Genomic DNA, 26,878 nt, shown 5'->3' on the forward strand with positions numbered 1-26,878 from the left:
GCGCGTCCGTGGCCGGCTTTGTCATCCTGATTACCCTGGCACTGGTCGCCCTGGTCTGGGTCCTGCACTTTCGAGCGGTGAAGAGGGCGGGCCTCGCCTCCACCTGGCCGCGCACCGTGGGGCGCGTCACGCGGTCCGAGGTGATCGAGGAGGAGGACACCGACTCCTACGGGGACCGCTCTTCCGCCTACATCTCAAAGCTGGCCTATGAGTACGAGGTCGGCGGGCGGACCTATACGGGCGAGCGCGTGGGCCTGGGCGCCACGCCGCGCTGGTCCCTTCGCAAGAAGGCCGAGGCCGTCATCAGCCGCTTCCCCGTTGGGGCCCAGCCGCAGGTGATCTACAACCCGGACGACCCTGCCGAAGCCTGCCTTGACGCCAAGAAGCCGGGCGTGGGCATGCCGATCTTCTGGACGGTGGTGCTGCTGTTCCTGGGCTTTGTCTTCCTGGGCGTCTGGGCCGAGTAGCCGCCGCGCCTATTCGAAGCGCCAGGCCTCTTCCGCCGCGCGGCGTAGGGACCGGGACTTGTGCAGGGTCTCGTCGTATTCGGCCCTGGGATCGCTGTCGGCGACGACGCCGCCGCCCGCCTGGACATGGATCTGGCCGTCCGCGAACAGGGCGGTGCGCAGCACGATGCACAGGTCCACCTCGCCCATGGCCGAGATGTAGCCGGCCGCTCCCGCATAGCCGACGCCGCGCTTGGTGGTCTCCAGCTCGTCGATGATCTGCATGGCCCGCACCTTGGGCGCGCCGGACAGGGTGCCGGCGGGCAGGGTGGCGGTCAGCACCTCGACCGGGTGCAGGTCGGGCCGCGCCTGGCCCTCGACCTCCGAGACGATGTGCATGACGTGGGCGTAGCGTTCGATGACGAAGCTTTCGGCCACACGCACGCTGGCGGGCTGGGCGATGCGGCCCACGTCGTTGCGGCCCAGGTCGAGCAGCATCAGGTGCTCGGCGCGCTCCTTGGGATCGGCCAGCAGCTCGGCCTCAAGGCGTGCGTCCTCTTCCGGCGTGGCGCCGCGGGGGCGGGTGCCGGCGATGGGCCGCAGGGTCAGCTTGCCGCCCCGCAGGCGCGCCAGAATCTCGGGGCTGGAGCCGGCCAGCTGAAAGCCGCCGAAGTTCAGGAAGTACAGGAACGGCGAGGGGTTGGTGCGCCTGAGCGAGCGATAGAAGGCGAAGGGCGAGCCCTGATAGGGCGCGCTGAAGCGCTGGCTGGGCACGATCTGGAAGATGTCGCCGGCGCGGATGTAGTCCTTGGCCGCCTCGACGTTGGTTGAATAAGCCTCGAGCGTCAGGGAGGGCTGCAGCGGGACCTGGGCTGACGCGGGAGGCGTGGCGGCAGGCCGTGGGGCGGGCGCGCGCAGGGCCGCCTCGGTCTCGTCCAGCAGGGCCTGGATGCGGTCCCAGGCCTGGTCGGCCGTCTCGACTGCCGACGGGCGGGCCGGGCACGCCAGGATGATCTCCTGGGCGACGCCGTCGAACACCGCCACCAGGGACGGCCGGGCCAGCACGGCGTCGGGCAGGTTCAGGGGATCGTCCTTGGCCGGGCCGAGGGGTTCGACAAGCCGGACCACGTCATAGCCAAAGACGCCGAAGAGTCCCGCCGCCATGGGGGGCAGACCGGGCTGGTCGAAGTCGATGCGCGAAGCGTCGATCAGGGCGCGCAGGGATTGAAGGGCTGGCTGGGCTTCAGGCTCGAACCGCTCTTCGGCGATGGCGTCGCCCCCCCGCGCGACCTCTGCGCGGTCGCCGAAACAACGCCAGACCAGATCGGGCTTGAGGGCGATGACCGAGTAGCGGCCGCGCCACGCGCCGCCCTCAACCGACTCCAGCAGGAAGGCGTAGGGCTGATCGAGGCCAAGCTTCAGATAGGCCGAGACCGGCGTCTCCAGATCGTCCACCAGACGTCGGACGACCACCTGGGCGCGGCCTGCGTCCCAGGCGGCGGCGAACGCCTGACGTTCGCTCATTCGGCCGGGGCGTCGGCGGCGCCTTCACCGCCCTCAGCCGGCGCAGCCTCGGGGTCGATGCCGAGGGCGCGCTGAGCCTGGTCAGGGTAGGTGCGGACCTTGACCGCTTCGCCGGCCTGGCTGCGGGCGATCTCGGTCAGCTCGTTCATCAGGCCCATGGTCAGGCGCGGGCGCGCCTGCTCAGCCGGACGCGCGGCCAGCGCCGCCGTCGGCGCGTGCACGGCGTCGACCCGTCCGACAACCATGCGCGTCTGGTCGGCGGGGCCGCTGAAGACCTGGCCGCGGCCCTGTCCGAACAGGCCCTGGAGCACGCCCTGGGGCGTTTCGCCGGCGGTCTGGACCGAGACGCCGGTGCGGGTGACCAGATCGGCGCCGGCCGAGGCGGCGACAGCGGCGATGTCTTCGCCGCCGCGGACGCGGCCGGCCAGCTCATCCGCCTTGGCCTGGAGCAGGCGGGCGTTCTCACGCCGGGTCCAGACGTCGGTCAGCTGGGGACGGACCTCCTCCAGCGGGGGCAGGGCGGCTTCGCGCACGTCCTCCACCCGCAGGGCGAAGTACTGGCCTTCGCCGGCGTCGACGATGTCGCTCTCGCCGCCGGCCTCGGTGGCGAAGGCGGTCTGGAAGACGCTCTCGGGCGCGCCAAGGCGCTGGCCGTTCTCTGCGATGCCCTGCTCGGTCAGATAGGGCAGCTGGACGACCTGGCCGTTCGTGCGCTGGGCGGCTTCGGTGATGGAGGCGCCGCCGTCGCGGGCCTGCTGGAAGGCTTCGACCTGTTCGTAGACGCGAGCGCGGGCGGCCTCCTGGCGCAGCTCCTGCTCGATGGCCGCGCGGTTGTCCTCAAGGGTGGCGGCGCGGCCGGGCGTGATCGAGGTCAGCTTGGCCACCGTCAGGCCCAGCGAGCCCTGGATGGGGTTGGAGACCTGGCCGGGCTGCATGCCGAACACGGCCTGGCGCACGGCCTGATCGGCCACGGCCGAGGCGGGGCGGTTGTCATAGGCGACGGGCTCGACGCCGTTGGCCTCGGCCACGGCGGCGGGATCCTGGCCGGCGCGCAGGGCCTGGGCGATGCGGTCCGCGGCGGCGCGGTCGCGCGCGGCGATGGTGACGAAGGTGCGGGTCTCGGGCTGGCCCAGGGCGTCGCGGCGGAAGTTGAAGCGCTCCTGGATCTGGGCGTCGGTGACGCTGACCTGGCCCAGCTGCTGCGAGGGCGTGAACAGGACCAGGGTCGTGCGACGCATCTCGGGACGACGCAGCGCCTCGGCGTTCTCGTTCATGAAGGCGGTCAGCTGGGCGTCGGTGGGGGCAGGGGCCGTGCCGGCCATGTCCTGGGTGACGAAGAACCAGCGGCCGTCCCGGCTCTGCATCTGCACCGAGGCCATCAGGGCGCCGTAGACGCGCGGGGCGCGCGAGCCGGCCACGAGAGCGGCGGCGAAGTGGTTGGCGCTCATCTCATCGCGCAGGCCGCGCTCGAACACCGGGGCGGTCAGGTTCGCCTCGGCCAGGCGGCGGTTGTACTCGTCCTCGTCGAAGGCGCCGGTGATCTGGTTGAAGAAGGCCGGGATGGCGCGGATCTGCTCGATGATCAGCTGCTCGCTGGGCCGAACGCCGACCTTCCACAACCAGGCGTAGAGGCCTTCGTCGGCGGCCATCTGCTCCAGCATCTGCATGTGCACGCCGCGCTGGATCAACTCGTCCTGGGGAATGGGCTGGCCGCCGTTCTGCTGTTCCATGTTCTGCTTCACGCGGGCGAACTGGGCGGCGAACTCCTGCCGGGTGATCTCGCGGTCGCCGGCGGTGATGACCGCGCCGCCGGGATTGGCGCCGAAAGTGTCGCTGAACTGGAAGACGGCGAAGCTGATGATCAGCAGGCCGATCAGGACCAGGGCGACCTTGGACTTGGCGAAGGCCCGAAACGAGCTGAGCATGGCGGTTCCCGACAAAGCGATTGGGCGCGATCCCGACGCTGAGAGCGCGCCTTCTGCCTATAGGCGGGCGGCGGGGCTACCGGCAAGCGGCGGCTTGGCGGAAAGCCGTGGTCCGGCTAGGAACCCGGGCCATGCAGAGCACCATCACCCCCCTGATCGCCGGCAACTGGAAGATGAACGGCCTGTCGGCCTCGCTGGACGAGGCGGCCGCGCTGAAAGAGGCGCTGGACCAGCAGCCTGCCGCATGTCGCGTGGCCCTGTGCCCGCCCGCCACCCTGATCGCCCAGATGGCCTGGCGGCTGAAGGGCGGGGCTGTGCTGATCGGCGCGCAGGACTGTCACGCCGCGGCCGAGGGCGCCTACACCGGCTCGATCTCGGCGGCCATGCTGAAGGATGCGGGCGCGGGCCTGGTGATTCTGGGCCATTCGGAGCGGCGCCAGGGCTTCGGCGAGACGGACGCGGATGTGGCCGCCAAGGTGGAGGCCGCGCTGGCGGCCGGCCTCGAGCCGATCGTCTGCGTGGGCGAGACCCTGGAAGAACGTGACGCCGGCAAGGCGGTGGAGGTGGTGCAGCGACAGGTTTCGGGCTCGCTGCCGGACAGCCTGGCGGGCGCGGCCTTCAGCGTGGCCTACGAGCCGGTCTGGGCCATCGGCACGGGACGCACGCCGACCCTGGAGCAGATCGCCGAAGTGCACGACGCCGTGCGCGCGACGCTGGAACAGCGCTTTGGCCAGCACGGTTCGGGCATCGCCATTCTGTACGGCGGGTCGGTGAAGCCGGCCAATGCGGCGGAGATCCTGAAGGTGTCGAACGTCGGCGGGGCGCTGGTCGGCGGCGCATCGCTGAAGGCCCAGGACTTCCTCGGCATCATCCGCGCGCTGTGACGCCCAAGGGCTCTGGCGTTCGCCCGACCCCGGTGTTAGAGGGGCCGCTTGATCGCGGCCCGGTCGCCGCCCACATGATTTAGGCCATGCTGTCCGCCATTCTGCTTACCGCCATCATCCTGGTTTCCCTGGTCATGGTCGGGGTCATCCTGCTGCAGCGCTCCGAGGGCGGCGCGCTCGGCATGGGCGGCGGTCCCAGCGGCTTCATGACCGCGCGCGGCGCCGGCAACCTGCTGACCCGGATCACCTCGATCCTGGCCACGGCGTTTTTCGTGCTGGCGATCCTTCTGACCATCGTGGGCAACCGCGAACAGGCGGCCCGGTCGATCGTCTCGGCTGACGAGGTGGGCTCCATCGACCTGAACGCCCAGCAGCCGCAGCCGACCGAGCAACAGCCCGCCCAGCCCGCCCCGGCCCAGCCGGACGCGCCGTCGCTGGACGACCTGCAAGCTCTGTCCCAGGCGCCCGCGGCGCCGCCGGCCCAGTGACCGCGCCGGGTTCCGGCCCGGCTCAAATCATCCACGGACTTGGTGTCTCCGCCGCTTCGATCAGCGCGGCGGCGGCGCCCGAATCGCGCTTAGTTTGATCCCCCATGGCCCGCTATGTTTTCATCACCGGCGGCGTGGTTTCCTCATTGGGAAAAGGCCTCGCCTCAGCCGCGCTCGGCGCGCTGCTCCAGGCGCGCGGCTACCGCGTCCGCCTGCGTAAGCTCGACCCCTATCTGAACGTCGATCCGGGGACGATGAGTCCCTATCAGCACGGCGAGGTCTTCGTCACCGACGACGGGGCCGAGACGGACCTCGACCTGGGGCACTACGAGCGCTTCACCGGCGTGTCGGCGGCCAAGTCGGACAACATCACCACGGGCCGCATCTATCAGACCATCCTGGAGAAGGAGCGGCGCGGCGACTATCTGGGCGCGACCGTTCAGGTCATTCCGCACGTCACCGACCAGATCAAACAGTTCGTGCTGCAGCCGGCGCTCGACGATGACGGCCAGGAGGTCGACTTCGTCCTGGTCGAGGTCGGCGGCACGGTCGGCGACATCGAGGGCCTGCCCTTCTTTGAGGCGCTGCGCCAGTTGAGCCAGGAGCTGCCGCGCGGCCAGTCCATCTTCATCCACCTGACCCTGCTCCCCTTCATCAAGACGGCCGGCGAGATGAAGACCAAGCCGACCCAGCATTCGGTGAAGGAGCTGCGCTCCATCGGCATTCAGCCCGACATACTGCTGTGCCGCTGCGAGGCGCCCATTCCGGCGGACGAGAAGCGCAAGATCGGGCTGTTCTGCAACGTCCGTGAGAACGCGGTCATCCAGGCCATGGATTCGGCGGACATTTACGCGGTGCCGCTGGACTATCACCGCGAGGGCCTGGACCGGGAAGTACTGGCCTGCTTCGGCATGGACGAGGCGCCGGCGCCGGACCTGTCCCGCTGGGAAGAGATCGTGGATCGCCGGCTAAACCCGGACGGCGAGGTCACCGTGGCCGTGGTCGGCAAGTACACGGTGCTGAAGGACGCGTACAAATCGCTCATCGAGGCGCTGCACCATGGTGGGGTGGCCAATCGGGTCAAGGTCAACATCGACTGGGTCGAGGCCGAGACCTTCGAGGGCGACGCCGCCGACTGCGAAGCCCGGTTGCAGGCCGCCCATGCCGTGCTGGTGCCCGGCGGCTTCGGCGAGCGCGGCTCGGAGGGCAAGATCGCCGCCGCGCGTTTCGCCCGCGAGCGCAACATCCCCTATTTCGGCATCTGCTTCGGCATGCAGATGGCGGTGATCGAGGCGGCGCGGAACCTGGCGGGCCTGGCCAGGGCCAGCTCCACCGAGTTTGGCCCGGCTGAAGAGCCGCTGGTGGGCCTGATGACCGAGTGGACGCAGGGCAACGAGCGTGTGCGGCGCGAGGCCGGCGGCGACCTGGGCGGCACCATGCGCCTGGGGGCCTATGATGCGGTCCTGACGCCCGGATCGCGGATCGCCGAAATCTACGGCGCCACCGACATCAGCGAGCGGCACCGGCACCGCTACGAGGTGAACATCAACTACCGCGAGGCCATCGAGGCCACGGGGCTGAAATTCCGGGGGCTGTCGCCCGACGGCGTGCTGCCCGAAACGGTGGAGCGCGAGGACCATCCCTGGTTCATCGGCGTGCAGTACCACCCTGAGCTGAAGAGCCGGCCCTTCGCGCCCCACCCGCTGTTCGCCAGCTTCATCGCTGCGGCGGTGGAGCAGAGCCGTCTGGTCTGACGCGGCCATGAGCGCGCGTCAGACGGCCGAGAAGGGGCTGGAGCTGTGGCGGTCGGGCCGCATGGCCGAGGCCCAGCCGTTGATCCGCCGGGCCGCGCGCGAGGGCGAGCCCAGGGCGCAATACCAGCTGGCGCTGTGGAAGATTTGGGGCGACGGCGCCGAGCGCGACCTGGCGTCCGGGCACAAGCTGCTGCTGGCGGCGGCGGCCAAGGGCGTGACGGCGGCGCGTCTGACGCGGGCGGCCCTGCTCGCCAACGGAACGGGCGTGGCCGAGGACTGGGGCGCGGCCCTTGCCGAGGTTCGGTCGGCGGCGGGACAGGGCGACCAGATGGCCCAGCAGCAGCTAGCCCTGCTCGGGGCCATGAATCTCGACGCCGAGGGCCGCCCGGCGGGCGATCCGCCCGAGGGCCGACGGCTGAGCGAGAGCCCGGTGGTGGACTGGGCGCCCAACCTGCTGACCCCCGAAGAATGCGCCTGGCTAAGGGCGCGGGCCGCTCATCTGCTCGTACCCTCGCGGGTGATCGATCCCAAGACCGGCCAGACCATCGATCATCCCGTCCGCACCTCTGACGGCGGCAGCTTTGGGCCGCCGGACGAGGATCTGGTGGTGCGCGCCATCAACCATCGCCTGGCCCGCGTCACCGGCACGGAGACAGCCTGGGGCGAGCCGCTGCACATGCTGCGCTACCGGCCCGGGCAGGAGTACCGCCCCCACTTCGACTTCCTGCCGGGCGAGGCCAACCAGCGCTCGACCACGGTGCTGATCTATCTGAACGAGGACTATGAGGGCGGGGAAACCGCCTTCGCTTCCGGCCTGAAGATCAGGGGCGGACTGGGCGACGCCATCGTCTTCCGGAACCTGCTGGCGGACGGGCGCGGCGATCCCATGAGCAAGCACGCCGGCCTGCCGGTGACCGCGGGAGAGAAGTGGCTGGCCACGCGCTGGATCCGGCAGAGACCTTATCATCCTTGGGGGCTGCAGCCCTCTTGAAAGCCGGGGCGGCTTGGGGCATAAGCCCGCGCTCACGCGGCGGCCGAGCGGGCCGCCGTTCCCGTTTTCGCGCCCCAGGCGCTTACTAGAACCCTACGAGAGACGGACATGGCCGTTCCCAAGCGTAAAGTCTCGCCCTCGCGTCGCAATATGCGCCGCGCGCACCACGCCCTGGGCGCCAACAGCTACACTGAGGACAAGGACACCGGCGAGCTGCGCCGTCCGCACCACATCGACCTGAAGACCGGCATGTACAAGGGCCGCCAGGTCATCACGCCTAAGGAAGACTAGGCCCTTTCAAGCCTTCATCGTTTGAGCGGATTTGACGGCGCGCGAGATCCCTCGCGCGCCGTTCGTCGTTGACGCGCCGTCTCAGCGGCGTCGCCAGGTATCCGTCGACCAGTAGGCGCGCCGGCCTTCGTAGAGCACCAGATTCTCGTCGTCCTGGACGACCAGGCCGACATCGCCCGAGGCGCGGGCCCCGCTGGTCCAGAGCCGCCATCCGCTGCTGTCGCTGAGCACCAGCTGGCCGTCCCGCTCGAGGGTCAGGCTGCAGTTGCGGGCCCGGCCGGCCGTGCGGGATTCCCACAGGGTCTGGCGGCGGGTTTCGAGCACGAGATTGCAGTCGCGGCCGAGGCGCAGACGTACCTCGCGGTTGTTCGAATAGATCGTCTCCTCGTCGCGTGAATAGAGGATGTCGCCGATCCGGAAGGCCCCGCGAGACGTGGAGCTGTAGGGTCCAGTCGACCCGCTCCAACCGCCGCCGGGACCGCCCCAGCCGCCCCGATCACGGCGGTCCCCGCGGTCACGGTCACGCGGGTCGCGGTCACGATCGCCCTGGGATTGCTGGACGGTGTTCGAGGCCCAGACCGGACGGTTGCCCCCAGCGTACAGGACCAGGTTGCCGTCGCCTTGCATGACCAGCCGGACGGAGCCTGAGCCGGCTGTGTTGGACGCCCACAGCGGCCGGTTGGCGGCGTCATAGACGACCAGATTCCCGTCGTCCTGAAGGTTGGCGTAGCAGCCGCGGCCACGATTGTTGGTGCGGCTGGACCACAGCGGCTGTCCGCTGGAGGCGTAGAGAACCAGATTGCAGTCGGTCTGCATTCGCAGGGCGTAGCGATTGTTGGCGGCGGTCAGGGTCTGACCGGCCGTCAATCGGGCGGGGGCGGACAGGCTGTCGGCCGAGTACGCGGGGGTGGCGAGGACGAGGCCGGCGAGGGCGGCGGCGGCGAGACTTGCAGTGCGGATCATGGCGGCTATTCCCGAGGGCGACGCCCAAGCTGTAGCGTTTGCAACATGAACGGCAACTGTCGAGCTTGGCAGCTTTTCTGTTGAACTTCGCGGCGCGCAGGTGAACGCTCAGAAACTGCTCGCGGACCTGAACCGGAGATCGCCGATGCACCGTAACGCCCTTGTCGCCGCCGCCGTCGTTCTGATCGCCGCCTGCTCTCAGGAGCCGGCCAGAGAGGACGGATCCGCCCATGCGCCCACGCCTGCCCCGGCTCCTGCCGAGCCGACACCTGCAGATGCCAACGCCCTGACCGCCGAGGGCTGGGGTCCCTTGCGCATCGGTATGACGCGCGCCGAGGTCGAGCAGGCGCTCGGCGGCGACGACGATCCGGCGGTGGGCGGGCCAGAGCCCGAGGTCTGTGATCAATTTCGGCCCGCGCGCGCGCCCGAGGGCCTGCAGGTCATGATCGAGAACGGCCGGCTGGCCCGCATCAGCCTGATCCGCGAGGCGGCCTTGAAGACAGTCGATGGCTACGGGCTGGGCGCGACGGCCTCTGAGCTCAAGGCGGGCCTGGGCGCCCGCGCCGTCGTCACGCCCCACAAGTACAGCCAAGCGCCCGCCGAATACGTGGACGTCTGGTACTCGCAGGAGCGGTCCGGTGACGATATCCGCCTGATCCGATACGAGATCGGCCCAGACGGACGGGTGTCGATGATCCACGCGGGCGGCCCCGCCGCCATGTACGTGGAGGGCTGCGCCTAGGGGACCCTAGGGTTCGGTGACGGCGCCGGGCGCGTCGTCCTGGCGCTGGGCCAAGTTGCCGTCGGGCGGCGTGGTGTCGCCCGCCAGCCCTGGAGCGACCGGCGGCGGCGAGCCGGGCACGGTCGTGCCTTCAGCGGCCGTCTGACCCATTCCGGCTTCCCCGGCGGTCATGGTCCCGTCGGCGGTCATGGTGGTTCCGGCGGCGTTCACGCCGGCGTCTTCGGCGGTCATGGCGCCGGTCTCGGACATGGTGTCCTCCGCCGGGTCACTGCAGGCGGCCAGCAAAAGGGCGGGGGCGGCGACGAGGGCCGCCAGTCTGAATGCGAACATGGTCTGAATTCTCCCAAGCTTGGAATCGCTGCGCGATTCCGCCGAGGCCGTGAATCAGGCTCTCGTTAAGTACTGGACCGAAATCTGAGTTTCGCCGGTGCGCGACCTGCTCAACCGATTTCGGTCTAGCCCCAACCGCCTAAGTTGCCCGCGCGTTCCCCATGGTCTATCGCCACGCCGACTTTCCCGCGGCAGGCGGGACCTACGGCCCATGCGAAAGGCGCGACCTCAATGACCGACATCCTCGACATCACCGCCCGCCAGATCCTGGACAGTCGGGGCAATCCCACCGTCGAGGTGGACGTGGTGCTGGAGGACGGCAGCTTCGGTCGCGCCGCCGTGCCGTCGGGCGCCTCCACCGGAGCCCACGAGGCGGTCGAGATGCGCGACGGCGACAAGTCCCGCTGGCTGGGCAAGGGCGTGGAAAAGGCGGTCGACGCCGTCAACGGCGAGATCTTCGATGCGCTGGCCGGCATGGACGCCGAGGACCAGCGCCGCATCGACGACGTGCTGATCGAGCTGGACGGCACGCCGAACAAAAGCCGCCTGGGCGCCAACGCGATCCTGGGCGTCAGCCTGGCCTGCGCCAAGGCCAGCGCCATCAGCGCCGATCTGGCCCTGCACCGCTACGTCGGCGGCGTCTCAGCCCGCGTGCTGCCGACCCCGATGATGAACATCATCAACGGCGGCGCCCACGCCGACAACCCGATCGACATCCAGGAATTCATGATCATGCCCACGGGCGCCGACAGCTTCGGCGAGGCCCTGCGCATGGGCGCGGAGATCTTCCACTCGCTCCGCGCCGCCCTGAAGGCGGAAGGCCACAACACCAACGTCGGCGACGAGGGCGGCTTCGCCCCGAACCTGGCCTCGGCCGACGCGGCCCTGGGCTTCATCATGAAGGCGGGCGAGCAGGCCGGTTACAAGCCCGGCGAGGATTTCCACCTGGCGCTGGACGTGGCCTCCACCGAGTTCTTCAAGGACGGCAAGTACGTGCTGGCCGGCGAGGGCAAAACCCTGGATCAGGCCGGCATGGCCGAATATCTGGTCGCCCTGTGCGACCGCTTCCCGATCGTCTCCATCGAGGACGGCTGCGCCGAGGACGACCTGGAGGGCTGGCGCCTGCTCACCGAGCGTCTGGGCGACCGCGTGCAGCTGGTGGGCGATGACCTGTTCGTGACCAACCCGGCGCGCCTGGCGGCCGGCATCGGCGAGGGCCTGGCCAACTCGATCCTGATCAAGGTCAACCAGATCGGCACCCTGTCCGAGACCCTGGACGCCGTCGATATGGCCCATCGCGCCGGCTACACGGCGGTGATGAGCCACCGCTCGGGCGAGACGGAGGATTCGACCATCGCCGACCTGGCCGTGGCCACCAACTGCGGACAGATCAAGACCGGCTCGCTGGCCCGCTCGGACCGTCTGGCCAAGTACAACCAGCTGCTCCGCATCGAGGAGATGCTGGGCGATCAGGCCATCTACGCCGGGTCGTCGGTGCTGCTCGGCGGCTAGCGATTTCTTCGGCAACGGCGGCCCCTTGCCGAGGCGGCGAGGGCGGCGGATAAGCTGGCGCGTGACCACATCCGCGCCGCATCGCCTGACTGCTCTGGAAGCCGCGGCGCTTGTGGCGATCGTCGTCATCTGGGGCGTCAACAATGCCGGCGCCAAGCTGGCGACCGAGCACCTGCCGCCGCTGTTCATGGGGTTCTTGCGCTTCGCCATAGCCGGGGCCGTGCTGGCCGCCTTCGTGCGGCCGCCGTTTCCGAACGGGCGGCGGTTGCTGGGGGTGATGATCTTCGGCGGGCCGGTTCACTTCGGCCTGATCTACCTCGCCTTCTGGATGGCCGAGGACGTCACGCCCCTGTCGGTCAGCCTGCAGCTGTGGATCCCGATGACGGCGCTGTTCGCCTTCCTCTTGATGGGTGAACGCCTGACCAAGGCGGCGGTCGGCGGCATGGCTCTGGCCATGCTGGGCGTGGTCTGGATGACGGCCGACCCGCACGCCCTGCACGACTGGGACGCGATCCTGGTGGGGGCGGCGGCCAGCGCCGCCTGGGCGCTTGCGACGGTGAACGCGCGCCGCAGCATCGGCGTCTCGCCGCTGAAGCTGCAGGGCATGCTGGCCCTGACGGCGGCGCCGGTCCTGGGGCTGGCCTCGATCCTGTTTGAGGACGATCAGCTGACCGCGGCGGTGACCGCGCCGCCGATGGTCTGGGCCTCGGTCATCTGGGCCTCCCTGATCTCGACCGTCATCGCCACGGGTCTGCTGTTCTGGCTGGTGCAGCGGCGCGAGGCGGGCCGGGTGACGCCCTACATGCTGGCGACGCCGGTGGTCTCGGCCCTGATGGGATGGGGCTTCATGGGCGACCAACTGACCTGGCAGATCGTGCTGGGCGCCGCCCTGACGCTGGCGGGCGTCGGCGTCGTGGCCCTGGTCGAGCGCCGGCTTCGGATGGGGGCGGCGAGGGCCGCCTGAGCTCAGCCGCTGCGGGCGGAGCCCCCCGATCAGCCGGCCGCCATGATCCCGCAGGCCACGCGGGCGCCGGCTCCGCCGATGGGCTGGGACTGATGATCGTCGGGCTGGGCGTGGATGACGAGCGCCGAGCCGTCGGCGTCCCACAGAGGCGCGCCGGGTCCGGAGGCGGCCAGACGAACCCGGTCGGTGAAGATCTCGGCGCGACCGCGGCCGTCGCCGCCCACCCACAGATTGGGCAGGTCGCCCGCTTCCGGACCGCCGGGATTGAGCAAGCCGTGGGCGCCGTCGCCGTGACTGACATGACCGCCGGCGGACTGGAACGCCGGGTCGGAGCAGTCGCCGACCGCGTGGATGTGCATGCCGTGCCAGCCTGGCGTCAGCCGCTCGACCTCCACCTGCATCAGCACGCCCGTCGGGCCCTGGCGATAGGTCGCGCGGCCGATCCGTGCGCCGTCCGGGCTCATCAGCGTGGCCTCGCCGAAGTCGCCCATGGGACTTCTTTCCGTCATGCCCGGAAGGCTGGCGCAGCCGCCTACGGCGAGGATTGACAAGGCACTGATTAACAAGCCGGATTTCATCGCGTTCACTCCCTGCGCGGATAGGGCTTTGGGCCCCGGTTTCTTTGCCTTGCGGACCCCTGGATGCTAACAAGGGGGGAACCCAGACGTTCCGCGATTCTGACGGACTTTCCTTGACCGACGACACCCGACCCGACGCCGCCGACGGCGGCGCCCAAGGCATCGCACCGATCGCCATCGAAGACGAGCTGAGACGCTCGTATCTCGACTACGCCATGAGCGTGATCGTGGCCCGCGCCCTGCCGGACGCGCGCGACGGCCTGAAACCCGTGCATCGCCGCATCGTCTACTCGATGTACGAGAACAACCAGACCTCGGACCGCAAGCACGTGAAGTCGGCCAACGTGGTCGGCGCGGTCATGGGTCAGTACCACCCGCACGGCGACCAGGCGATCTATGACGCCATGGTGCGCATGGCCCAGCCGTTCTCGATGGGGCTGCTGCTGGTGGACGGCCAGGGCAACTTCGGGTCCGTCGACGGAGATCCGCCGGCGGCCATGCGCTACACCGAATCGCGCATGACCAAGGCCGCCGAGGCTCTGGTCGAGGACATCGACAAGGATACGGTCGACTTCCAGGACAACTACGACGGGGCCCGCCAGGAGCCCCGAGTCCTGCCGGCGCGCATCCCCAACCTGCTGGTCAACGGCGCGGGCGGCATCGCCGTCGGCATGGCCACCAACATCCCGCCGCACAATCTGGGCGAGGTGATCGACGCCTGCGTGGCTGTTCTGGACAATCCCGAGCTGCCCCTGGACGAGCTGCTCGACATCGTGCCGGGCCCCGATTTCCCCACGGCGGGCGAGATTATCGGCCGATCGGGCGCGCGCCAGGCGCTGATGACGGGCCGGGGCTCGGTCGTCGTGCGCGGCAAGGCCTCCATCGAGACGATCCGCAAGGATCGCGAGGCCATCATCGTCACCGAGCTGCCGTATCAGATCAACAAGGCCACGCTGATCGAGCGCATCGCCGAACTGGTGCGCGAGAAGCGCCTGGAGGGCATCAGCGACATCCGCGACGAGAGCGACCGCCACGGCATGCGGATCGTCATCGAGCTGAAGCGCGACGCCTCCGGCGACGTGATCCTGAACCAGCTCTACCGCTTCACGAACCTGCAGAGCAGCTTCGGCGTAAACATGCTGGCGCTGAACCGGGGCAAGCCCGAGCAGATGGGCCTGCGCCAGCTGGTCGATCTGTTCCTTGAGTTCCGCGAAGAGGTCATCGTCCGGCGCACCAAGTTCGAGCTGGGCAAGGCGCGCGACCGGGGCCACGTGCTGGTCGGCCTGGCCATCGCCGTGGCCAATGTGGACGAGGTCATCGCCCTGATCCGCACCTCGGCGGACCCAACCGAGGCGCGCGAGCGTCTGCAAGGCAAGGCCTGGCCGGTGGGCGACATGATGGCCCTGATCGAGCTGATCGCCGATCCACGCTCGGTGATCGTCGAGGGCGACAAGCTGCGCCTGACCGACGAGCAGGCGCGCGCCATCCTGGCCCTGACCCTGGCCCGGCTGACCGGCCTTGGCCGGGATGAGATCTTCGGCGAGGCCAACGAGCTGTCCGCCACCATCCGCGAGAAGCTGGAGCTGCTCTCGGACCGCGCCAACATCCTGGCCGTGGTGCGCGCCGACCTGCTGGAGGTGAGAGAGCAGTTCGCCGTCCCACGTCGCAGCCAGATCGTCGAGGGCGACTTCGAGCTGGAGGATGAGGACCTGATCCCGCGCGAGGAGATGGTCGTGACCGTCACCCACTCGGGCTACGTCAAGCGCACGCCGCTGGCCGCCTATCGGACCCAGCATCGCGGCGGCAAGGGCCGCTCGGGCATGGCCATGAAGGACGAGGACGCCGTGGTGGGCGTGTTCTCAGCCTCGACACACGCGCCGGTGCTGTTCTTCGCCACCAACGGCAAGGCCTACAAGCTGAAGGTCTGGCGCCTGCCGCTGGGCACGCCGCAGTCGCGCGGCAAGGCCTTCGTCAACCTGCTGCCCATCGAGCCGGGCGACAGCATCATGAACGTGCTGCCCCTGCCGGAAGATGAGGCTGAGTGGGACCAGTACGACATCATGTTCGCCACGCGCTCGGGCGACGTGCGCCGCAACAAGCTGTCAGACTTCGCCAGCGTGAACCGGGCCGGCAAGATCGCCATGAAGCTGGACGAGGGCGACCGCATGGTCGGCGTGGCCCTGTGCACGGCGGATGACGACGTCATGCTGACCACGGCCCTGGGCCGGGCCATCCGCTTCAAGGCCGACGACGTGCGCGTGTTCAAGGGGCGGGATTCCACTGGCGTGCGAGGCGTCCGACTGGCCGAGGGCGACGAGGTCATCTCCATGGCGGTGCTAAGCCGCGTCGACGCTACGCCCGAAGAGCGCGCCGCCTATGTTAAGCATGCCAACGCCATGCGCCGCGCGGCGGGCGACGAGGACGACGCGCCGGCTGAGGCGGACGATGAGGCGACGGGCGACGCGGTCCTCAGCCCCGAGCGCATCGCAGAGCTGGGCGCGGCTGAACAGTTCATCCTGACGGTCACCGAGACCGGGTTCGGCAAGCGCTCTTCGGCCTACGAGTACCGGCGTACCGGCCGAGGCGGGCAGGGACTGACCGCCCATGGCCTGGGCGGGCGCGCGGGCGACCGGCTGGCGGCGTCCTTCCCAGTGGAGGAGAGCGATGACCTGCTCATGGTCACCTCGGGCGGCCAGCTGATCCGCACGCCGGTCAGCCAGGTGCGCGTGGTGGGCCGGGCGAGCCAGGGCGTCACCATCTTCCGCACCGCCGAAGGGGAGCGGGTGGTGTCCGTGGAGCGGTTGGCTGACAGCGGCGGCGGCGAGGCGGAGCCGGGCGATGAGGGCGGCGAGAGCGAAGCCGACTGAGGCTTGACGCCTCGCCTCGGCCGCCGCCACTCTCGCAATGGCTGTGGCCAGGGGGGGCAGGCGTCATGAAATGGTTGTGGCTGATCATGTCGGCTCTGCTCGCCTCCTGCAGCATGCCGAGCGTGGACCCGGAACGTGCTGAGCAGACCTTACAGGTCTATCGGTGGGTCAGGGACGGCGATGCGCAGGCCCTGTCGTCGGCCAGCACCGGCGCTCTGCTCCGGCAACTGACACCCGAAACGCTGGAAAATCTCCGTAGCTACACTCGCCCCGGTGAACCACAGAGCAGCGAAGTCATTGGCTGGAGCGCTAACGTCGTCGATGGCGGACCTTCCAGCTACCAGGTCGCCCAGCGCCTGGATTATGGCGAAACCTACGTCATCGTGACCGTCGTCATGGTGCAGAGGCGACCGGGCGGCGAGTGGTTCATCGACGGCGTGCACCTGAACCAGATTGACGCTGCCGCAGCGCAGAGCGCGGGCGGCTTCAGTCTTTCAGGTAAGCGGGCGCTCCATTATGTGGCGCTTGCGGGCGCGGTGGCGGCGCCGATCCTCTGCCTGGTGACGGCGGCCGTGGCCGGCTGGCGGCGCCGCTGGGCCTGGATGATCCTGAGTCTGTTCGGCGTAGGCCAGTTCGCCCTGAACTGGGCCACGGGAGAGTGGCAGATCCAGGCGGTCTACATTTCAGTGTTCGGGGCAGGGGCGTTCAAGGGGCCGGGATTGGCCGACCCGTGGATTCTCTACCTGTCTCTACCCCTGCCGGCGCTGCTCTTTTGGCTACTGGGCAAATACAGACCCAAGCCCGCGCCAACCGCGTCGGCGGCGTGAAGGCCGAGCCCCGCATCCTGGTGGACGGACGGCTCGCCGAGGCGGCGGACTTCCGGCATCAGGCGCTGGTCAACTATGGGGCCTACACGTCCTTTCGCGTGGAGAACGGCGCGGCTCGCGGTCTCGGCCTGCACATCGCCCGGCTTCAGGCGGCGGCAGTCGAGCTGTTTGGCGAGGCGCTGGACGAGGTCGAACTGCGTGGCTGGATGCGGGCGGCGCTTGAGGGCCGGGACCAGGCCTTCCTGCGCGTCAGCCTGTTCTCGCCTCAGGTCTGGCCGCGAGAGCCGACCTATGTCGGGCGACCCTCGGTCATGACGGCGGCCTTTGATGCGCCGCCGCCCCTGGCGGAGCGGCCACTGGCGGTCCAGCCTCAAGTCCATCAGCGCGAGGCGCCGCACCTGAAGTCGGTCGGCACCTTCGGCCTGATGCGTGCGCGCCGGCGGGCGAGGGCGGCAGGGTTCGATGACGCCCTGTTCGTGGACTCAGAAGGCGTGATCTCCGAAGGTACGTTGTGGAACATCGGCTTCTGGCGCGGCGATCAGCTGGTCTGGCCTGAGGCGCCCATGCTGGAGGGCGTAACCCAGGCGTTGCTGCGCGGCGCGATGGGCGGGACCGAAGAGCGCGTGACGCTCAACGACCTGGGCGGCTTTGACGCCGCCTTTCTCTGCAACAGCGCCACGCCGGCCTGCGCCATCAGCCGGATCGGAGACATCGGCTTTGCGCCCGCGCCGGAGCGCATCGCAGCCCTGGAGGCGGCGTGGCTGGCGGCGCCGCCAGAGCTGATCTAGGACCGCGCGCGGCCTGATGCTAAGCCTTGGCGGATAGAGGGGAGCTCCGACCGGTGCGCATCGGCCTTTACCCAGGAACCTTCGACCCCGTGACCAACGGGCATGTCGACATCATCGCGCGCGCGGTCAAGCTGGTGGACCGCCTGGTCATCGGCATCGCCATGAATGCGGCCAAGGGCCCCATGTTCACGCTCGAGGAACGCGTCGAGATGCTGGAGGCCACGGTCGCGCCCTTGCGCGGCCGCACCGAGATCGTCATCGCGCCCTTCGAGTCGCTGTTGATGCACTACGCCGAGAAGATCGGGGCGCAGATGATCATCCGCGGCCTGCGCGCCGTGGCTGACTTCGAGTATGAGTTCCAGATGACTGCAATGAATCAGCGTCTTAATCGAGAGATTGAAACCGTGTTCTTAATGGCGGACCCGCGCCATCAGGCGATCGCATCACGCCTGGTGAAGGAGATCGCGCGGCTGAACGGGGATGTGACGCCCTTCGTCTCGCCCGCCGTGGCCAAGGCGCTGGTCGCCAAGGTGGCCGCCCAATGAGGCGTCTGATCGCGGGCATCGCCGCCGCGGTCGCGCTCGGCGCCGCCGGTCCCGGCCTGACCCAGGACGGCTGGCGCACGCCGGACCCGCAAAACCTGTTGGTCATCGACACCACCAAGGGCCGCATCGTCGTCGAAATGGTCCCCGAGGCGGCGCCTCAGCATGTGGCGCGTCTGCGCGAGTTGGCCGGGCGCGGCTTCTACGACGGCCTGATCTTCCACCGCGTCATCGACACCTTCATGGCCCAGACGGGCGACCCGCAGGGCACGGGCGCCGGCGGCAGCGACCTGCCGGACCTGCCGGCTGAGTTCACGTTTCGGCGGGGCGACGCCGTTCCGTTCCAGCCCGTTCCCGACTCCCTGCCCAACGTGCGGGCGCCTCTGCAGGCGGGGCTGTGGGGCGTGCTGCCGGTGGTCACTCAGCCGGACGGTCAGATGATGGCCACCCTGGACGGCAAGGCGGGGGGCGAGGCCCGCTTCTGCCCAGGCGTCGCCGCCATGGCGCGCACGGGCGGCGACGTGAACAGCGCCAACAGCCAGTTTTTCCTGATGCGCCAGATGAGCACCAACCTGAACAGCCAGTACACCGTCTGGGGTCGGGTCCTGACGGGCCTGGATGTGGTGCGGGGGCTGAATGTGGGCGAGCCGCCGGCCAGTCCCGATCGCATGACCCGGGTGCGCGCCGGCGATCAGATGCCCGAGGCCGAGCGTCCGCGCCTGCGCGTGGCTGAGGCGAACAGCCCCCAGATGGCCGAGGCGATAACGGCGGTCCGCGCGCAACGCGGGGCCCGCTTCAACCTGTGCGACATCCAGCCGGTCGTCGAGGCCGGCTGAGGGGAGGATTGCCGATGATGCGTCTGGTTCTGGCCCTGGCCGCCGGTGGAGCCTTGCTGAGCAGCCTCTCCGCCGCCCAGGAACCTCCGGCCGCCGTCGCCGCCGCGCCGCCGCCTGTTCCGGCCGCCAACGAGTGGCGCGCGGTCGCGCCGGAGAACCTGTTGGTCATCGACACCACCAAGGGGCGCATCCTGGTGGAGCTGGCGCCCCAGGCGGCCCCCGGCCATGTGGCGAGGATCGTTCAACTGGCGAACAGCGGCTTCTACGACGGCCAGCGCTGGCACCGGGTCATCGACTGGTTCATGGCCCAGACCGGCGATCCGCTTGGCACAGGCGAGGGACAGAGCCCCTATGAGGACCTGACGGCGGAGTTCACCTTCAGGCGTGGCGCGGACACGCCGTTCACCCCCGTGGCCAGCCCGGCCGGGACCGTCGAGGGCTTCTCACTGTCGTTGCCGGTGGTCAGCCAGCCCGACGCCCTGATGGCCAACACCTCGGACAACAAGGTGCACGGATGGGGCACCTACTGCCCCGGCGTGGCCGGCATGGCGCGCGGCGCCGAGGAGAACAGCGCCAACAGCCAGTTCTTCATCATGCGCCAGCCCTATCCGTCGCTGGACAAGCGCTACACGGTCTGGGGCATGACCGTGGCTGGGCTGGATGTGGTTCGAGCCCTGAGCGTGGGAGAGCCGCCGGCCGAGCCCGATCGGATGACGCGGGTGCGCACGGCCTCGGCCCTGCCAGAGGGCGAACGCCCCGCCGTTCGCGTGCTGGACACCGGCTCGGCCTTTTTCCGCAACATGGCCGAGCAGGCGCGGGCGGCGCGCGGCGCCGACTTCTCGGTCTGTGACCTGGCCCTGCCGGCGGAGGTCAGCGCCCCCGCCGCTTATACATCTGGCTGAGCAGCAGCCCTTCGCGCAGGCCGCGATCGGCGACCCGTACGCGAGGGCAGGGCCAATCAGCCTGCAGCGCCTCAAGGATGGCCGCGCCCGCCAGCACGAGATCGGCGCGGTCAGGCCCGATGCAGGGTTCGGCCGATCGCTCCTTAAGGTTCATGCCAAGCAGTCGCTCGGCGGTGGCGGTGCAGTCCTCGCGCGTCAGCCACAGTCCATCGACCTTGTTGCGGTCATACCGCAGCAGCCCCAGATGCAGGCCCGCCAGGCTGGTCACCGCGCCGGACGAACCGATCAAGTGCGCTCGCCCGTCAGGAAAGTCTGCGGCCATCCTGCCCAGGTCGGGCGGCGGGGCCAGCGCCTGGCGCACATGATCGACCATGGCCTCGAACCAGGCGCGCGACGGCGTTTCGGGCTCAGGGAAGGCTTCGGCCAGGCTGACGACGCCCAGCGGCAACGAGCGCCAGGCCGCCAGGCGATAGCGGCGCCCGTCGCTGGGATTGAGCTGAACCCAGGACACCTCGGTGGAGCCGCCGCCCACATCCACGATAATCGCCGAGCTGTGATCGCGGTCCAAGAGGTTGGCGCACCCGCGCACGGACAGGCGCGCCTCTTCCTGCGGTTCGATGATCTCCAGTCTCAGGCCAGTCTCGGCCTCCACACGGTCAATGAACTCAGGGCCATTTTCGGCGGCGCGGCAGGCCTGAGTGGCCACGGCGCGGAAGGTCGTGACGCCGCGACGGTTCAGCTTGGCCGCACAGACTTTCAGGGCCTCCACCGCGCGGTCCATGGCGGCGGGCTGAAGTCGCCCCGAGGCGGTGAGGCCTTCGCCCAGCCTGACGATGCGCGAATAGGCGTCCACGACGCGGAAGCCGCCGCGGGTCGGCCGCGCGATCAGCAGCCGGCAGTTGTTGGTCCCCAGATCCAGCGCGCCGAACAGGGGGGCGCGGCTTGGCTCCGGGCCGGCGCCGGGCGGCGCCGAAGCGGCATCAGGCATCAACCTGGACTCGTTGCGGCCCGCGGATCGCGGGCGTCTTGCCTGCCACCCTAAAGCGTTCGTGGGGCGGCACAATCCTGAACGGGGCCTGCATGTCCTGTTCCGGCTGGGCTCAGGGGCCGGGGTCCAATGTGGCCGCATGGAAAAGGTACGTTCAGCCAAGTTCTGCATCGGCCAGGTGGTCGCCCACCTGTCAGGCGCGCTCCGGGGCGCCGTCGTCGACGTGGACGTGTTCATCGACCCGGAGGTGCAGGCGGCGCTGGGCCGCGAGCCCGAGAACGGCGACCAGCCCTACTACAGGCTGCTGGCCGAGACCGATCAGGGACCCATCCTGGCCTATGTGGGCGAGGACGAACTGATCGCCGACTTCACTGGCGAGCCGGTGCACCATCCTGCGGCGCGGGAGGTTTTCGACGGATTCAAGGGCGGTCGCTATCATCGCGATGCCCGCGCCCTGCACTGATCCGGAAACGTCCGGATGGAACCCGGCGCGGCTTGAGGCTAGTTAACCCCACTGTAGGTCCGGGCATGCTTCCTTCCGCCCAGCTTCGCGCCCGCCAAGGAGGACGACCGATGGGTGACTTCGCGCACGTCTTCGAGACGCCGCCGCCGGGCGCGGCCGCCGACTGGACCATCCCTCAGAACTGGGAAGCCTATACCGAGGTCGAGCACCAGACCTGGGTCAGCCTCTACGAGCGGCAGATGAAGGTCTTGCCGGGGCGGGCCTGCGACGCCTTCATGAAGGGGCTCGACCAGCTGGACCTGCACGGCCAGGGCATTCCCGACTTCGCCCGCATCAATGAAGCGCTCGAGAAGCTGACCGGTTGGACCGTGGTGGCCGTGCCGGGTCTGGTGCCGGATGACGTCTTCTTTGATCACCTCGCCAACCGGCGTTTCCCCGCGGGACAGTTTATCCGTCTGCCCGACCAGTTGGACTACATCCAGGAGCCTGACGTCTTTCATGACGTGTTTGGCCATGTGCCCATGCTGTGCGACCCGGTCTTCGCCGACTACATGCAGGCCTATGGGCAGGGCGGGGCGCGGGCCCAGTCGCTGGGCATGCTGAAGAACCTGGCGCGGCTTTACTGGTACACGGTCGAGTTCGGCCTGATGGAGACGCCCGAGGGGCTGCGCATCTATGGCGCGGGCATCGTCTCTTCGAAGACGGAGTCGATCTTCTGTCTGGAGGACCCCTCGCCGAACCGCCTTGGCTTCGACCTGGAGCGGGTGATGCGGACGCTCTATCGCATTGATGACTTCCAGCAGGTCTATTTCGTCATTCCGTCGCTGGAGGCCCTGCTCGAGGAGACGACGCGCGACTTCGGCGGCGTCTATGAGCGGCTGAAGGGCACCGAGGACCTGCCCATCGAGACGGTGCTGCCGACCGACAAGGTCTATACGCGCGGCACCCAGGCTTATGCGGCCGCGGGCGGCCGTTTCGCGCTGCGCAGGGTCGGCTGAGATTTCAAGCCAAAAACCCGCCGTAACCAGCTGATGCGGCGGACAATCTCGTAAATGATCCAGCTGCCGCCGAAGGTGGCGGCGATGAGCAGGGCCGCCTCCAGCCACAGGGGCAGCCAAAGGCCGGCCAGGCTGGGCGCGACCATGATGATGATGGTCTGGTGCACGATGTAGAAGGGGAAGATCGCCACCGTCATGTAGCGGCGGATCGGGTGATCGAAGCTGAGATATCGGCGCGCGAAGCCCAGCGCCGCCGCCACCCAGAACCACTGCTCGGCCGCGAAGACGAAGCGCATGCCGAAATAGGCCCATAGCGGCGAAGGCTCACCCCTGCCGTGCCATGCCCAGATGTAGAACAGGTTCAGCAGATAGGCGGCGACGGCGAGGCTGAGCGCGATCCAGCGCAGGTGGGCCAGCCGTTCGGCCACGACCTCGGACTTAGCGATCAGATAGCCGCCGACGAACAGGCTGAACCAGACCGCATGTTCGTACCAATCGGCCAGCAGCACGTGCGGGCGGTGGGCCCAGGGGAACAGAGCCAGGCGGAAAAGGCTGAGCGTAAGCCAGGGCAGGATCAGCAGCATCACGGGCGACAGGCGCTCGATGCGTTCGCTGAGGCCCGTCAGCGGCCCCCGGGCCCGGACCAGCGCCGCCAGGGCGAGGGCGTAGGCCAGCACGTAAGCCACGAACCACATGTTGTTCCAGGTGGGCACGGGCAGGCACGGTCCGTCGCAAGGCAGGCCGAACAGACCCGCCAGCCATCGCCAGCCGTAGTCGATCAGGCCCGGCGCGACGACCTGGCCGTCCTGGATCAGCTCGAAATAGGACTGCGGCGGCATGATCAGAAAGGCGGCGAAGATCAGCGGCGGCAACAACCGCCAGGTTCGGTCCCATGCAAAGGTCCACGGGTCCGAGCGGTCCAGCATGAAGCGGCAGGCGCAACCCGAGACGAAGAACAGCAGGCCCAGTCGCCAGGGACTGGTCAGCAGCAGGGTGGCGTCCAGGGCACCGGAGGCGCGTGGGCTTTTCACGTGCCAGTCCCAACCAGCGTAGAACAGGCCGACGTGAAACAGAATCAGGACTGCGAAGGCCAGGATACGCAGCCAGTCGAGGTCATAGCGGCGGTCGGCGGCTGCGGTCACTGTGGAGGTCGAGGCCTGGTCAGGCGCCGTGGCGCTGGAAAGGATAGAAGCCTGACCCGAGGTGCAGCATGGCGGTCAGCTCGTCCAGGGCGCCGTAGCACTCGTCGATCAGCAGGGGGTCGGCCAGATCGGCGGGCGTCATGCGGTCGCGGTACCAGCGCATCACCCACACCGACAGACGGGCGTGCATTTCTTCGGTCAGGCGCTGGGCGGGATTGGCGGCGGCCAGCTCGCCCTCGGTCATGACCACACGCAGACGCAGGCAGGCGGGCCCGCCGCCGTTCCTCATGCTCTGACGCACATCCACGTACTCGACCGCGCCGATGGGGCCGTTTGAGGCGGCCAGCTTTTCGGCCGCGGCGTGGGCGCGCGGGTTCTCGCGCGTCTCGACGGGCGCCAGCAGCGTCAGTCTGTCCTGGCCGGGGACGGTGAGTAGCTGGCTGTTGAACAGATAGGACGAGACCGCGTCCTCGATGGGCAGGTCCGCCTCAAGGATCTCAAGGAAGACCGGCTCGAACAGGCCCTCGGCCGCGCGGCGGATGGCGTCCAGCGTGGCCTTTTTGTCCTCGAAGGCCAGCTCGTGGAACAGCAGGGCCTCGCGCGTGCCGACGCAGACGACGTCGTTGTGGAAAGCGCCTCCGCCGATGGCGGCGCGGCCCTGGCGGGCGAAGACGGGCCGCTGCGTCCCGTGGCGGCGCGCGACGGCCTCGGAAGCCTGCAGCGTCTGGCGGGCGGGGAAGTCGTCCTGCCAACGCTCCCAGCCGTCGCGGCCCCAGACGAACAGATTGACGCCCGGCTGGCCGTGCTCGGCGCACAGGCGAACATGGTTGGCCGCACCTTCGTCGCCCAGGTGCGCCACGCTCGGCAGGGGGCCGTGAACGGCGAAGCGCGCCTCGTCGGGGAACAGCCGCTTGAGAATGCGGTGCGTCTGCTCGCCTTCCAGCGCGCGATGGATGTTGCTGGTCAGGTTGGCCGCCGACAGATGCAGGCGGCCATCAAGGGCGTCGGCGCTGGGCGTGACGGTGGCGGCGTTGGCGGCCCACATGGCCGAGGCCGAGCAGGCGGCGGCGGCGAAGGCGGGCGCCTCTTTCCAGGCGCTGGCCAGCACCTCGCCGTCCTTCCCCGAAAAGCCCAGGTCGCGCAGAAAGGGGATGTGTGGACGCTGGTGCGGGGGCAGGACGAACTGGGGAATGCCCAGATCCGCCAGGCGCTTCATCTTTGCCAGGCCTTCCAGGGCCGCGCCGCGTGGGTCGGAAACTTGGCCCCGGTTGCGGTCGCTGGCCAGGTTGCCCGGCGACAGCCCGGCATAGGAGTGGGTCGGCCCGACCAGGCCGTCGCAGTTGGCTTCGTGGGCTAGCGTCATTTCTATGTCCGCCGAACCTCGACCAACAGGCCCAGGCTCCTAAGCAAAGGATCGCTGCCGTAGTGCAGCGCGAGAAGCGTGACCGCCGCAAGACCAGCCAGTAGCAGCGACTCGCGCTTCAACCCGCTCCGCCAAAATTCAAAGGCCGTAACGCCACACATCAGGCCAAACGTCGTGCTCCAGATCAGTATCCGAGTCGCTGGTGGAACTCGCAAATCTTGCCCGAAATTAAAGCTGACGGCAGCGACGAAAAGAGCTGTCAGGCTGAAGAGAACATACGTGATCACAGCGAGGCGGTACTCGCGAGAGCGGCCATTGCTGGTGGCAGTCATCAAGCCAGCCCCTTGATCTCGCCCGCGGTGGAGCGGACCTGATCGGCCTCGAAGCTGGCCACTGGGTAAGCGCAGTAGTCCGCCGCGTAATAGGCGCTGGGGCGGTGGTTTCCGCTGGCGCCCAGGCCGCCGAAGGGCATGTCGCCGGCCGCCCCGGTGGTCGGACGGTTCCAATTGACGACACCGGCGCGGATCTCGTCGAGGAAGCGGTCCCATAGGCCGCCGTCATTGCTGAGCAGACCGGCGGACAGGCCATACTTGGTGTCGTTGGCCGCCTCCATGGCCTGATCGAAACTGGAGACGCGGCGCAGCTGTAGGACCGGAGCGAAAATCTCCTCGTCCGGCAGGTCGCGGGCCTCGGTCACGTCCAGCAGGGCCGGGCGGACGAAGGCGCCGCCGCGTTCGGACTTCAGCGGCCGGATCACCCTGGCGCCGCGCGCCACCAGGCTCTCGACCTGGGCCAGGGCGCCCTCGGCAGCGCGGGCCGAGATCAGCGGCCCCATGAAGGGGGCGGGGTCGGCGTTCCAGGCATCTACGATCAGCCGGTCCGACAGGGCCGCCAGCGCCTCGATCAGGGCGTCCGCCTCGCTGTCCTGCACGATCAGCCGCCGCGCGCACGAGCAGCGCTGGCCGGTGGTGATCCAGCCGGACATGGCGACCAGCGTCGCGGCGGCCTCAGCGTCGCCAAAGTTCCACGCCACCAGCGGGTTGTTGCCGCCCAGCTCCAGCGCCAGGATCACATGCGGGTCGTCGGCGAACTTGCGCCGGAAGTGCGCGCCCGCCGCGCCCGAGCCGGTGAACATCAGGGCGTCGATGCGCTGATCCAGCAGGGCCGCGCCGGTCTCACGCCCACCCTGGACGATGTTGAAGACGCCGTGCGGCAGGCCAGCCATGCTCATGGCCTTGCCGATCATCTCGCCCGTGCCGGGCGCTTCCTCCGAAGGCTTGAAGACGACCGTATCGCCCGCCAGCAGCGCGGGGAGGATGTGGCCGTTGGGCAGATGGCCGGGGAAGTTGAACGGACCCAAAACCGCCGCCACGCCGTGGGGCCGGTGACGCAGGACGGCGCGGCCGAAACCGGTCTCGACCTGGCGCTGGCCGGCGCGCTCTTCCTGGGCGCGGATGGAAATATCGATCTTGCCCTGCATGGCGGCCAGTTCGGCCTGGGTCTCCCACAGGGCCTTGCCGGTCTCGCGGCTGATGATTTCGGAGAAGGCGGGCGCCAACTCCTTCAGCGAGGCCTGGTAGCGCTTCATGGCCGCCACCCGCTCGTCACGCGGCATCCGCGCCCAGGCGGGGAAGGCGGACCGCGCGGCGTCCACGGCGGCGGCGACCTCAACCGGCGAGGCGGCCTGGCCCTCCCAGACGGTTTCGCCGGTGGCGGGATCGGTGGAGATCAGCTTGGTCATGGCGTGCAGATAGGCCGTTCCGGCCAAGA

The 26,878-nt window shown here is 69.2% G+C and carries 27 protein-coding genes; 17 read left to right on the forward strand and 10 right to left on the reverse strand.

Going from position 1 to position 26,878, the window contains the following annotated elements; genetic code table 11:
* Positions 1-8 precede the first annotated feature (8 nt).
* On the forward strand, positions 9-467 hold the full coding sequence (locus Q0812_RS03680; RefSeq protein WP_302108935.1) for a DUF3592 domain-containing protein: 459 nt from the start codon (positions 9-11) through the stop codon (positions 465-467).
* Positions 468-476: 9 nt separating this feature from the next.
* On the opposite strand, the gene trpE is transcribed toward Q0812_RS03680, so the two are convergent.
* Both trpE and Q0812_RS03690 read right to left on the reverse strand, forming a co-directional pair.
* Entirely contained in the window at positions 477-1,970 is a 1,494-nt protein-coding gene (gene trpE, locus Q0812_RS03685; protein ID WP_302108936.1) for an anthranilate synthase component I, read from the reverse strand.
* Entirely contained in the window at positions 1,967-3,895 is a 1,929-nt protein-coding gene (locus tag Q0812_RS03690; protein ID WP_302108937.1) for a peptidylprolyl isomerase, read from the reverse strand. Before Q0812_RS03690 ends, trpE begins: the two co-directional genes overlap by 4 nt.
* 131 nt (positions 3,896-4,026) lie before the next feature.
* Here Q0812_RS03690 and tpiA point away from each other — a divergent pair, with 131 nt between their 5' ends.
* From tpiA to rpmF, 5 genes are all read left to right on the forward strand, one after another.
* Complete coding sequence (gene tpiA, locus Q0812_RS03695; protein ID WP_302108938.1) at positions 4,027-4,779, forward strand: triose-phosphate isomerase; 753 nt, start codon at positions 4,027-4,029, stop codon at positions 4,777-4,779.
* 86 nt (positions 4,780-4,865) lie between these two features.
* Positions 4,866-5,267, forward strand: coding sequence for a preprotein translocase subunit SecG (gene secG, locus Q0812_RS03700; protein WP_302108939.1), 402 nt, complete (start codon positions 4,866-4,868; stop codon positions 5,265-5,267).
* Between the two features lie 104 nt (positions 5,268-5,371).
* Positions 5,372-7,021, forward strand: a complete 1,650-nt coding sequence (locus Q0812_RS03705) for a CTP synthase (RefSeq protein ID WP_302108940.1) — start codon at positions 5,372-5,374, stop codon at positions 7,019-7,021.
* A gap of 7 nt (positions 7,022-7,028) precedes the next feature.
* The gene (locus Q0812_RS03710; protein ID WP_302108941.1) at positions 7,029-8,012 is read left to right on the forward strand and encodes a 2OG-Fe(II) oxygenase; all 984 of its coding nucleotides are present in this window, start codon (positions 7,029-7,031) and stop codon (positions 8,010-8,012) included.
* A gap of 108 nt (positions 8,013-8,120) precedes the next feature.
* A complete protein-coding gene (gene rpmF, locus Q0812_RS03715) occupies positions 8,121-8,303 on the forward strand; it encodes a 50S ribosomal protein L32 (RefSeq protein WP_302108942.1) in 183 nt (60 codons plus the stop codon).
* A gap of 81 nt (positions 8,304-8,384) precedes the next feature.
* On the opposite strand, the gene Q0812_RS03720 is transcribed toward rpmF, so the two are convergent.
* Positions 8,385-9,266: a hypothetical protein gene (locus Q0812_RS03720; protein ID WP_302108943.1), complete on the reverse strand. Its 882-nt coding sequence runs from the start codon at positions 9,264-9,266 to the stop codon at positions 8,385-8,387.
* A 145-nt stretch (positions 9,267-9,411) separates the two neighbouring features.
* Between Q0812_RS03720 and Q0812_RS03725 the strand changes: the two genes are divergently transcribed.
* Positions 9,412-10,008 carry a hypothetical protein gene (locus Q0812_RS03725; RefSeq protein ID WP_302108944.1) on the forward strand — a complete coding sequence of 199 codons (597 nt, stop codon included), beginning with the start codon at positions 9,412-9,414 and terminating at the stop codon, positions 10,006-10,008.
* Between the two features lie 6 nt (positions 10,009-10,014).
* Here the strand turns inward: Q0812_RS03725 and Q0812_RS03730 are convergent, their stop codons facing one another.
* On the reverse strand, positions 10,015-10,338 hold the full coding sequence (locus tag Q0812_RS03730; RefSeq protein ID WP_302108945.1) for a hypothetical protein: 324 nt from the start codon (positions 10,336-10,338) through the stop codon (positions 10,015-10,017).
* Between the two features lie 231 nt (positions 10,339-10,569).
* Between Q0812_RS03730 and eno the strand changes: the two genes are divergently transcribed.
* A complete protein-coding gene (eno, locus tag Q0812_RS03735; protein WP_302108946.1) occupies positions 10,570-11,850 on the forward strand; it encodes a phosphopyruvate hydratase in 1,281 nt (426 codons plus the stop codon).
* Between the two features lie 61 nt (positions 11,851-11,911).
* Positions 11,912-12,814 (forward strand): DMT family transporter, encoded by a 903-nt coding sequence (locus Q0812_RS03740; RefSeq protein WP_302108947.1) that lies wholly within the window; start codon positions 11,912-11,914, stop codon positions 12,812-12,814.
* 29 nt (positions 12,815-12,843) lie between these two features.
* Here Q0812_RS03740 and Q0812_RS03745 read toward each other — a convergent pair whose 3' ends face one another.
* Positions 12,844-13,323 (reverse strand): superoxide dismutase family protein, encoded by a 480-nt coding sequence (locus tag Q0812_RS03745; RefSeq protein WP_302108948.1) that lies wholly within the window; start codon positions 13,321-13,323, stop codon positions 12,844-12,846.
* A gap of 182 nt (positions 13,324-13,505) precedes the next feature.
* Between Q0812_RS03745 and gyrA the strand changes: the two genes are divergently transcribed.
* The 6 genes from gyrA to Q0812_RS03775 all read left to right on the forward strand — a co-directional run bounded on the left by gyrA (position 13,506) and on the right by Q0812_RS03775 (position 20,154).
* Positions 13,506-16,259, forward strand: coding sequence for a DNA gyrase subunit A (gene gyrA / locus Q0812_RS03750; RefSeq protein WP_302108949.1), 2,754 nt, complete (start codon positions 13,506-13,508; stop codon positions 16,257-16,259).
* 65 nt (positions 16,260-16,324) lie between these two features.
* Complete coding sequence (locus Q0812_RS03755) at positions 16,325-17,086, forward strand: hypothetical protein (RefSeq protein WP_302108950.1); 762 nt, start codon at positions 16,325-16,327, stop codon at positions 17,084-17,086.
* A complete protein-coding gene (locus Q0812_RS03760; RefSeq protein WP_302108951.1) occupies positions 17,083-17,874 on the forward strand; it encodes an aminotransferase class IV in 792 nt (263 codons plus the stop codon). Before Q0812_RS03755 ends, Q0812_RS03760 begins: the two co-directional genes overlap by 4 nt.
* Positions 17,875-17,927: 53 nt before the next feature.
* Positions 17,928-18,419: a pantetheine-phosphate adenylyltransferase gene (gene coaD / locus Q0812_RS03765; protein WP_302108952.1), complete on the forward strand. Its 492-nt coding sequence runs from the start codon at positions 17,928-17,930 to the stop codon at positions 18,417-18,419.
* Entirely contained in the window at positions 18,416-19,252 is an 837-nt protein-coding gene (locus Q0812_RS03770) for a peptidylprolyl isomerase (RefSeq protein ID WP_302108953.1), read from the forward strand. Before coaD ends, Q0812_RS03770 begins: the two co-directional genes overlap by 4 nt.
* Before the next feature lie 14 nt (positions 19,253-19,266).
* The gene (locus Q0812_RS03775) at positions 19,267-20,154 is read left to right on the forward strand and encodes a peptidylprolyl isomerase (RefSeq protein WP_302108954.1); all 888 of its coding nucleotides are present in this window, start codon (positions 19,267-19,269) and stop codon (positions 20,152-20,154) included.
* On the opposite strand, the gene Q0812_RS03780 is transcribed toward Q0812_RS03775, so the two are convergent.
* A complete protein-coding gene (locus Q0812_RS03780) occupies positions 20,123-21,142 on the reverse strand; it encodes a Ppx/GppA phosphatase family protein (protein ID WP_302108955.1) in 1,020 nt (339 codons plus the stop codon). The genes Q0812_RS03775 and Q0812_RS03780 overlap by 32 nt on opposite strands.
* A gap of 139 nt (positions 21,143-21,281) precedes the next feature.
* Between Q0812_RS03780 and hspQ the strand changes: the two genes are divergently transcribed.
* Both hspQ and phhA read left to right on the forward strand, forming a co-directional pair.
* Complete coding sequence (gene hspQ / locus Q0812_RS03785; protein ID WP_302108956.1) at positions 21,282-21,605, forward strand: heat shock protein HspQ; 324 nt, start codon at positions 21,282-21,284, stop codon at positions 21,603-21,605.
* Positions 21,606-21,715: 110 nt separating this feature from the next.
* Complete coding sequence (gene phhA / locus Q0812_RS03790) at positions 21,716-22,603, forward strand: phenylalanine 4-monooxygenase (protein ID WP_302108957.1); 888 nt, start codon at positions 21,716-21,718, stop codon at positions 22,601-22,603.
* On the opposite strand, the gene Q0812_RS03795 is transcribed toward phhA, so the two are convergent.
* The 4 genes from Q0812_RS03795 to astD are packed head-to-tail and all read right to left on the reverse strand — an operon-like array spanning position 22,558 to position 26,876.
* Positions 22,558-23,745, reverse strand: coding sequence for an acyltransferase family protein (locus tag Q0812_RS03795; RefSeq protein WP_302108958.1), 1,188 nt, complete (start codon positions 23,743-23,745; stop codon positions 22,558-22,560). The genes phhA and Q0812_RS03795 overlap by 46 nt on opposite strands.
* 19 nt (positions 23,746-23,764) lie before the next feature.
* Positions 23,765-25,108 carry an N-succinylarginine dihydrolase gene (astB, locus tag Q0812_RS03800; RefSeq protein ID WP_302108959.1) on the reverse strand — a complete coding sequence of 448 codons (1,344 nt, stop codon included), beginning with the start codon at positions 25,106-25,108 and terminating at the stop codon, positions 23,765-23,767.
* A 2-nt stretch (positions 25,109-25,110) separates the two neighbouring features.
* A complete protein-coding gene (locus Q0812_RS03805; protein ID WP_302108960.1) occupies positions 25,111-25,440 on the reverse strand; it encodes a hypothetical protein in 330 nt (109 codons plus the stop codon).
* Positions 25,440-26,876 carry a succinylglutamate-semialdehyde dehydrogenase gene (gene astD / locus Q0812_RS03810; RefSeq protein ID WP_302108961.1) on the reverse strand — a complete coding sequence of 479 codons (1,437 nt, stop codon included), beginning with the start codon at positions 26,874-26,876 and terminating at the stop codon, positions 25,440-25,442. The genes Q0812_RS03805 and astD overlap by 1 nt, the downstream gene beginning before the upstream one ends.
* Between the last annotated feature and the right edge of the window lie 2 nt (positions 26,877-26,878).

It is taken from the genome of Peiella sedimenti (assembly GCF_030504955.1).
Taxonomy (GTDB): domain Bacteria; phylum Pseudomonadota; class Alphaproteobacteria; order Caulobacterales; family Caulobacteraceae; genus Brevundimonas; species Brevundimonas sedimenti.

Coding starts and splice junctions, on each gene's coding strand:
- Q0812_RS03730 (WP_302108945.1), bottom strand. CDS start 10,338: ATGTTCGCATTCAGACTGGCGGCCCTCGTCGCCGCCCCCGCCCTTTTG.
- Q0812_RS03690 (WP_302108937.1), bottom strand. CDS start 3,895: ATGCTCAGCTCGTTTCGGGCCTTCGCCAAGTCCAAGGTCGCCCTGGTC.
- trpE (WP_302108936.1), bottom strand. CDS start 1,970: ATGAGCGAACGTCAGGCGTTCGCCGCCGCCTGGGACGCAGGCCGCGCC.
- Q0812_RS03720 (WP_302108943.1), bottom strand. CDS start 9,266: ATGATCCGCACTGCAAGTCTCGCCGCCGCCGCCCTCGCCGGCCTCGTC.
- hspQ (WP_302108956.1), top strand. CDS start 21,282: ATGGAAAAGGTACGTTCAGCCAAGTTCTGCATCGGCCAGGTGGTCGCC.
- Q0812_RS03805 (WP_302108960.1), bottom strand. CDS start 25,440: ATGACTGCCACCAGCAATGGCCGCTCTCGCGAGTACCGCCTCGCTGTG.
- secG (WP_302108939.1), top strand. CDS start 4,866: ATGCTGTCCGCCATTCTGCTTACCGCCATCATCCTGGTTTCCCTGGTC.
- Q0812_RS03725 (WP_302108944.1), top strand. CDS start 9,412: ATGCACCGTAACGCCCTTGTCGCCGCCGCCGTCGTTCTGATCGCCGCC.
- Q0812_RS03780 (WP_302108955.1), bottom strand. CDS start 21,142: ATGCCTGATGCCGCTTCGGCGCCGCCCGGCGCCGGCCCGGAGCCAAGC.
- phhA (WP_302108957.1), top strand. CDS start 21,716: ATGGGTGACTTCGCGCACGTCTTCGAGACGCCGCCGCCGGGCGCGGCC.
- Q0812_RS03755 (WP_302108950.1), top strand. CDS start 16,325: ATGAAATGGTTGTGGCTGATCATGTCGGCTCTGCTCGCCTCCTGCAGC.
- Q0812_RS03745 (WP_302108948.1), bottom strand. CDS start 13,323: ATGACGGAAAGAAGTCCCATGGGCGACTTCGGCGAGGCCACGCTGATG.
- eno (WP_302108946.1), top strand. CDS start 10,570: ATGACCGACATCCTCGACATCACCGCCCGCCAGATCCTGGACAGTCGG.
- Q0812_RS03705 (WP_302108940.1), top strand. CDS start 5,372: ATGGCCCGCTATGTTTTCATCACCGGCGGCGTGGTTTCCTCATTGGGA.
- Q0812_RS03710 (WP_302108941.1), top strand. CDS start 7,029: ATGAGCGCGCGTCAGACGGCCGAGAAGGGGCTGGAGCTGTGGCGGTCG.
- Q0812_RS03770 (WP_302108953.1), top strand. CDS start 18,416: ATGAGGCGTCTGATCGCGGGCATCGCCGCCGCGGTCGCGCTCGGCGCC.
- astB (WP_302108959.1), bottom strand. CDS start 25,108: ATGACGCTAGCCCACGAAGCCAACTGCGACGGCCTGGTCGGGCCGACC.
- Q0812_RS03775 (WP_302108954.1), top strand. CDS start 19,267: ATGATGCGTCTGGTTCTGGCCCTGGCCGCCGGTGGAGCCTTGCTGAGC.
- tpiA (WP_302108938.1), top strand. CDS start 4,027: ATGCAGAGCACCATCACCCCCCTGATCGCCGGCAACTGGAAGATGAAC.
- rpmF (WP_302108942.1), top strand. CDS start 8,121: ATGGCCGTTCCCAAGCGTAAAGTCTCGCCCTCGCGTCGCAATATGCGC.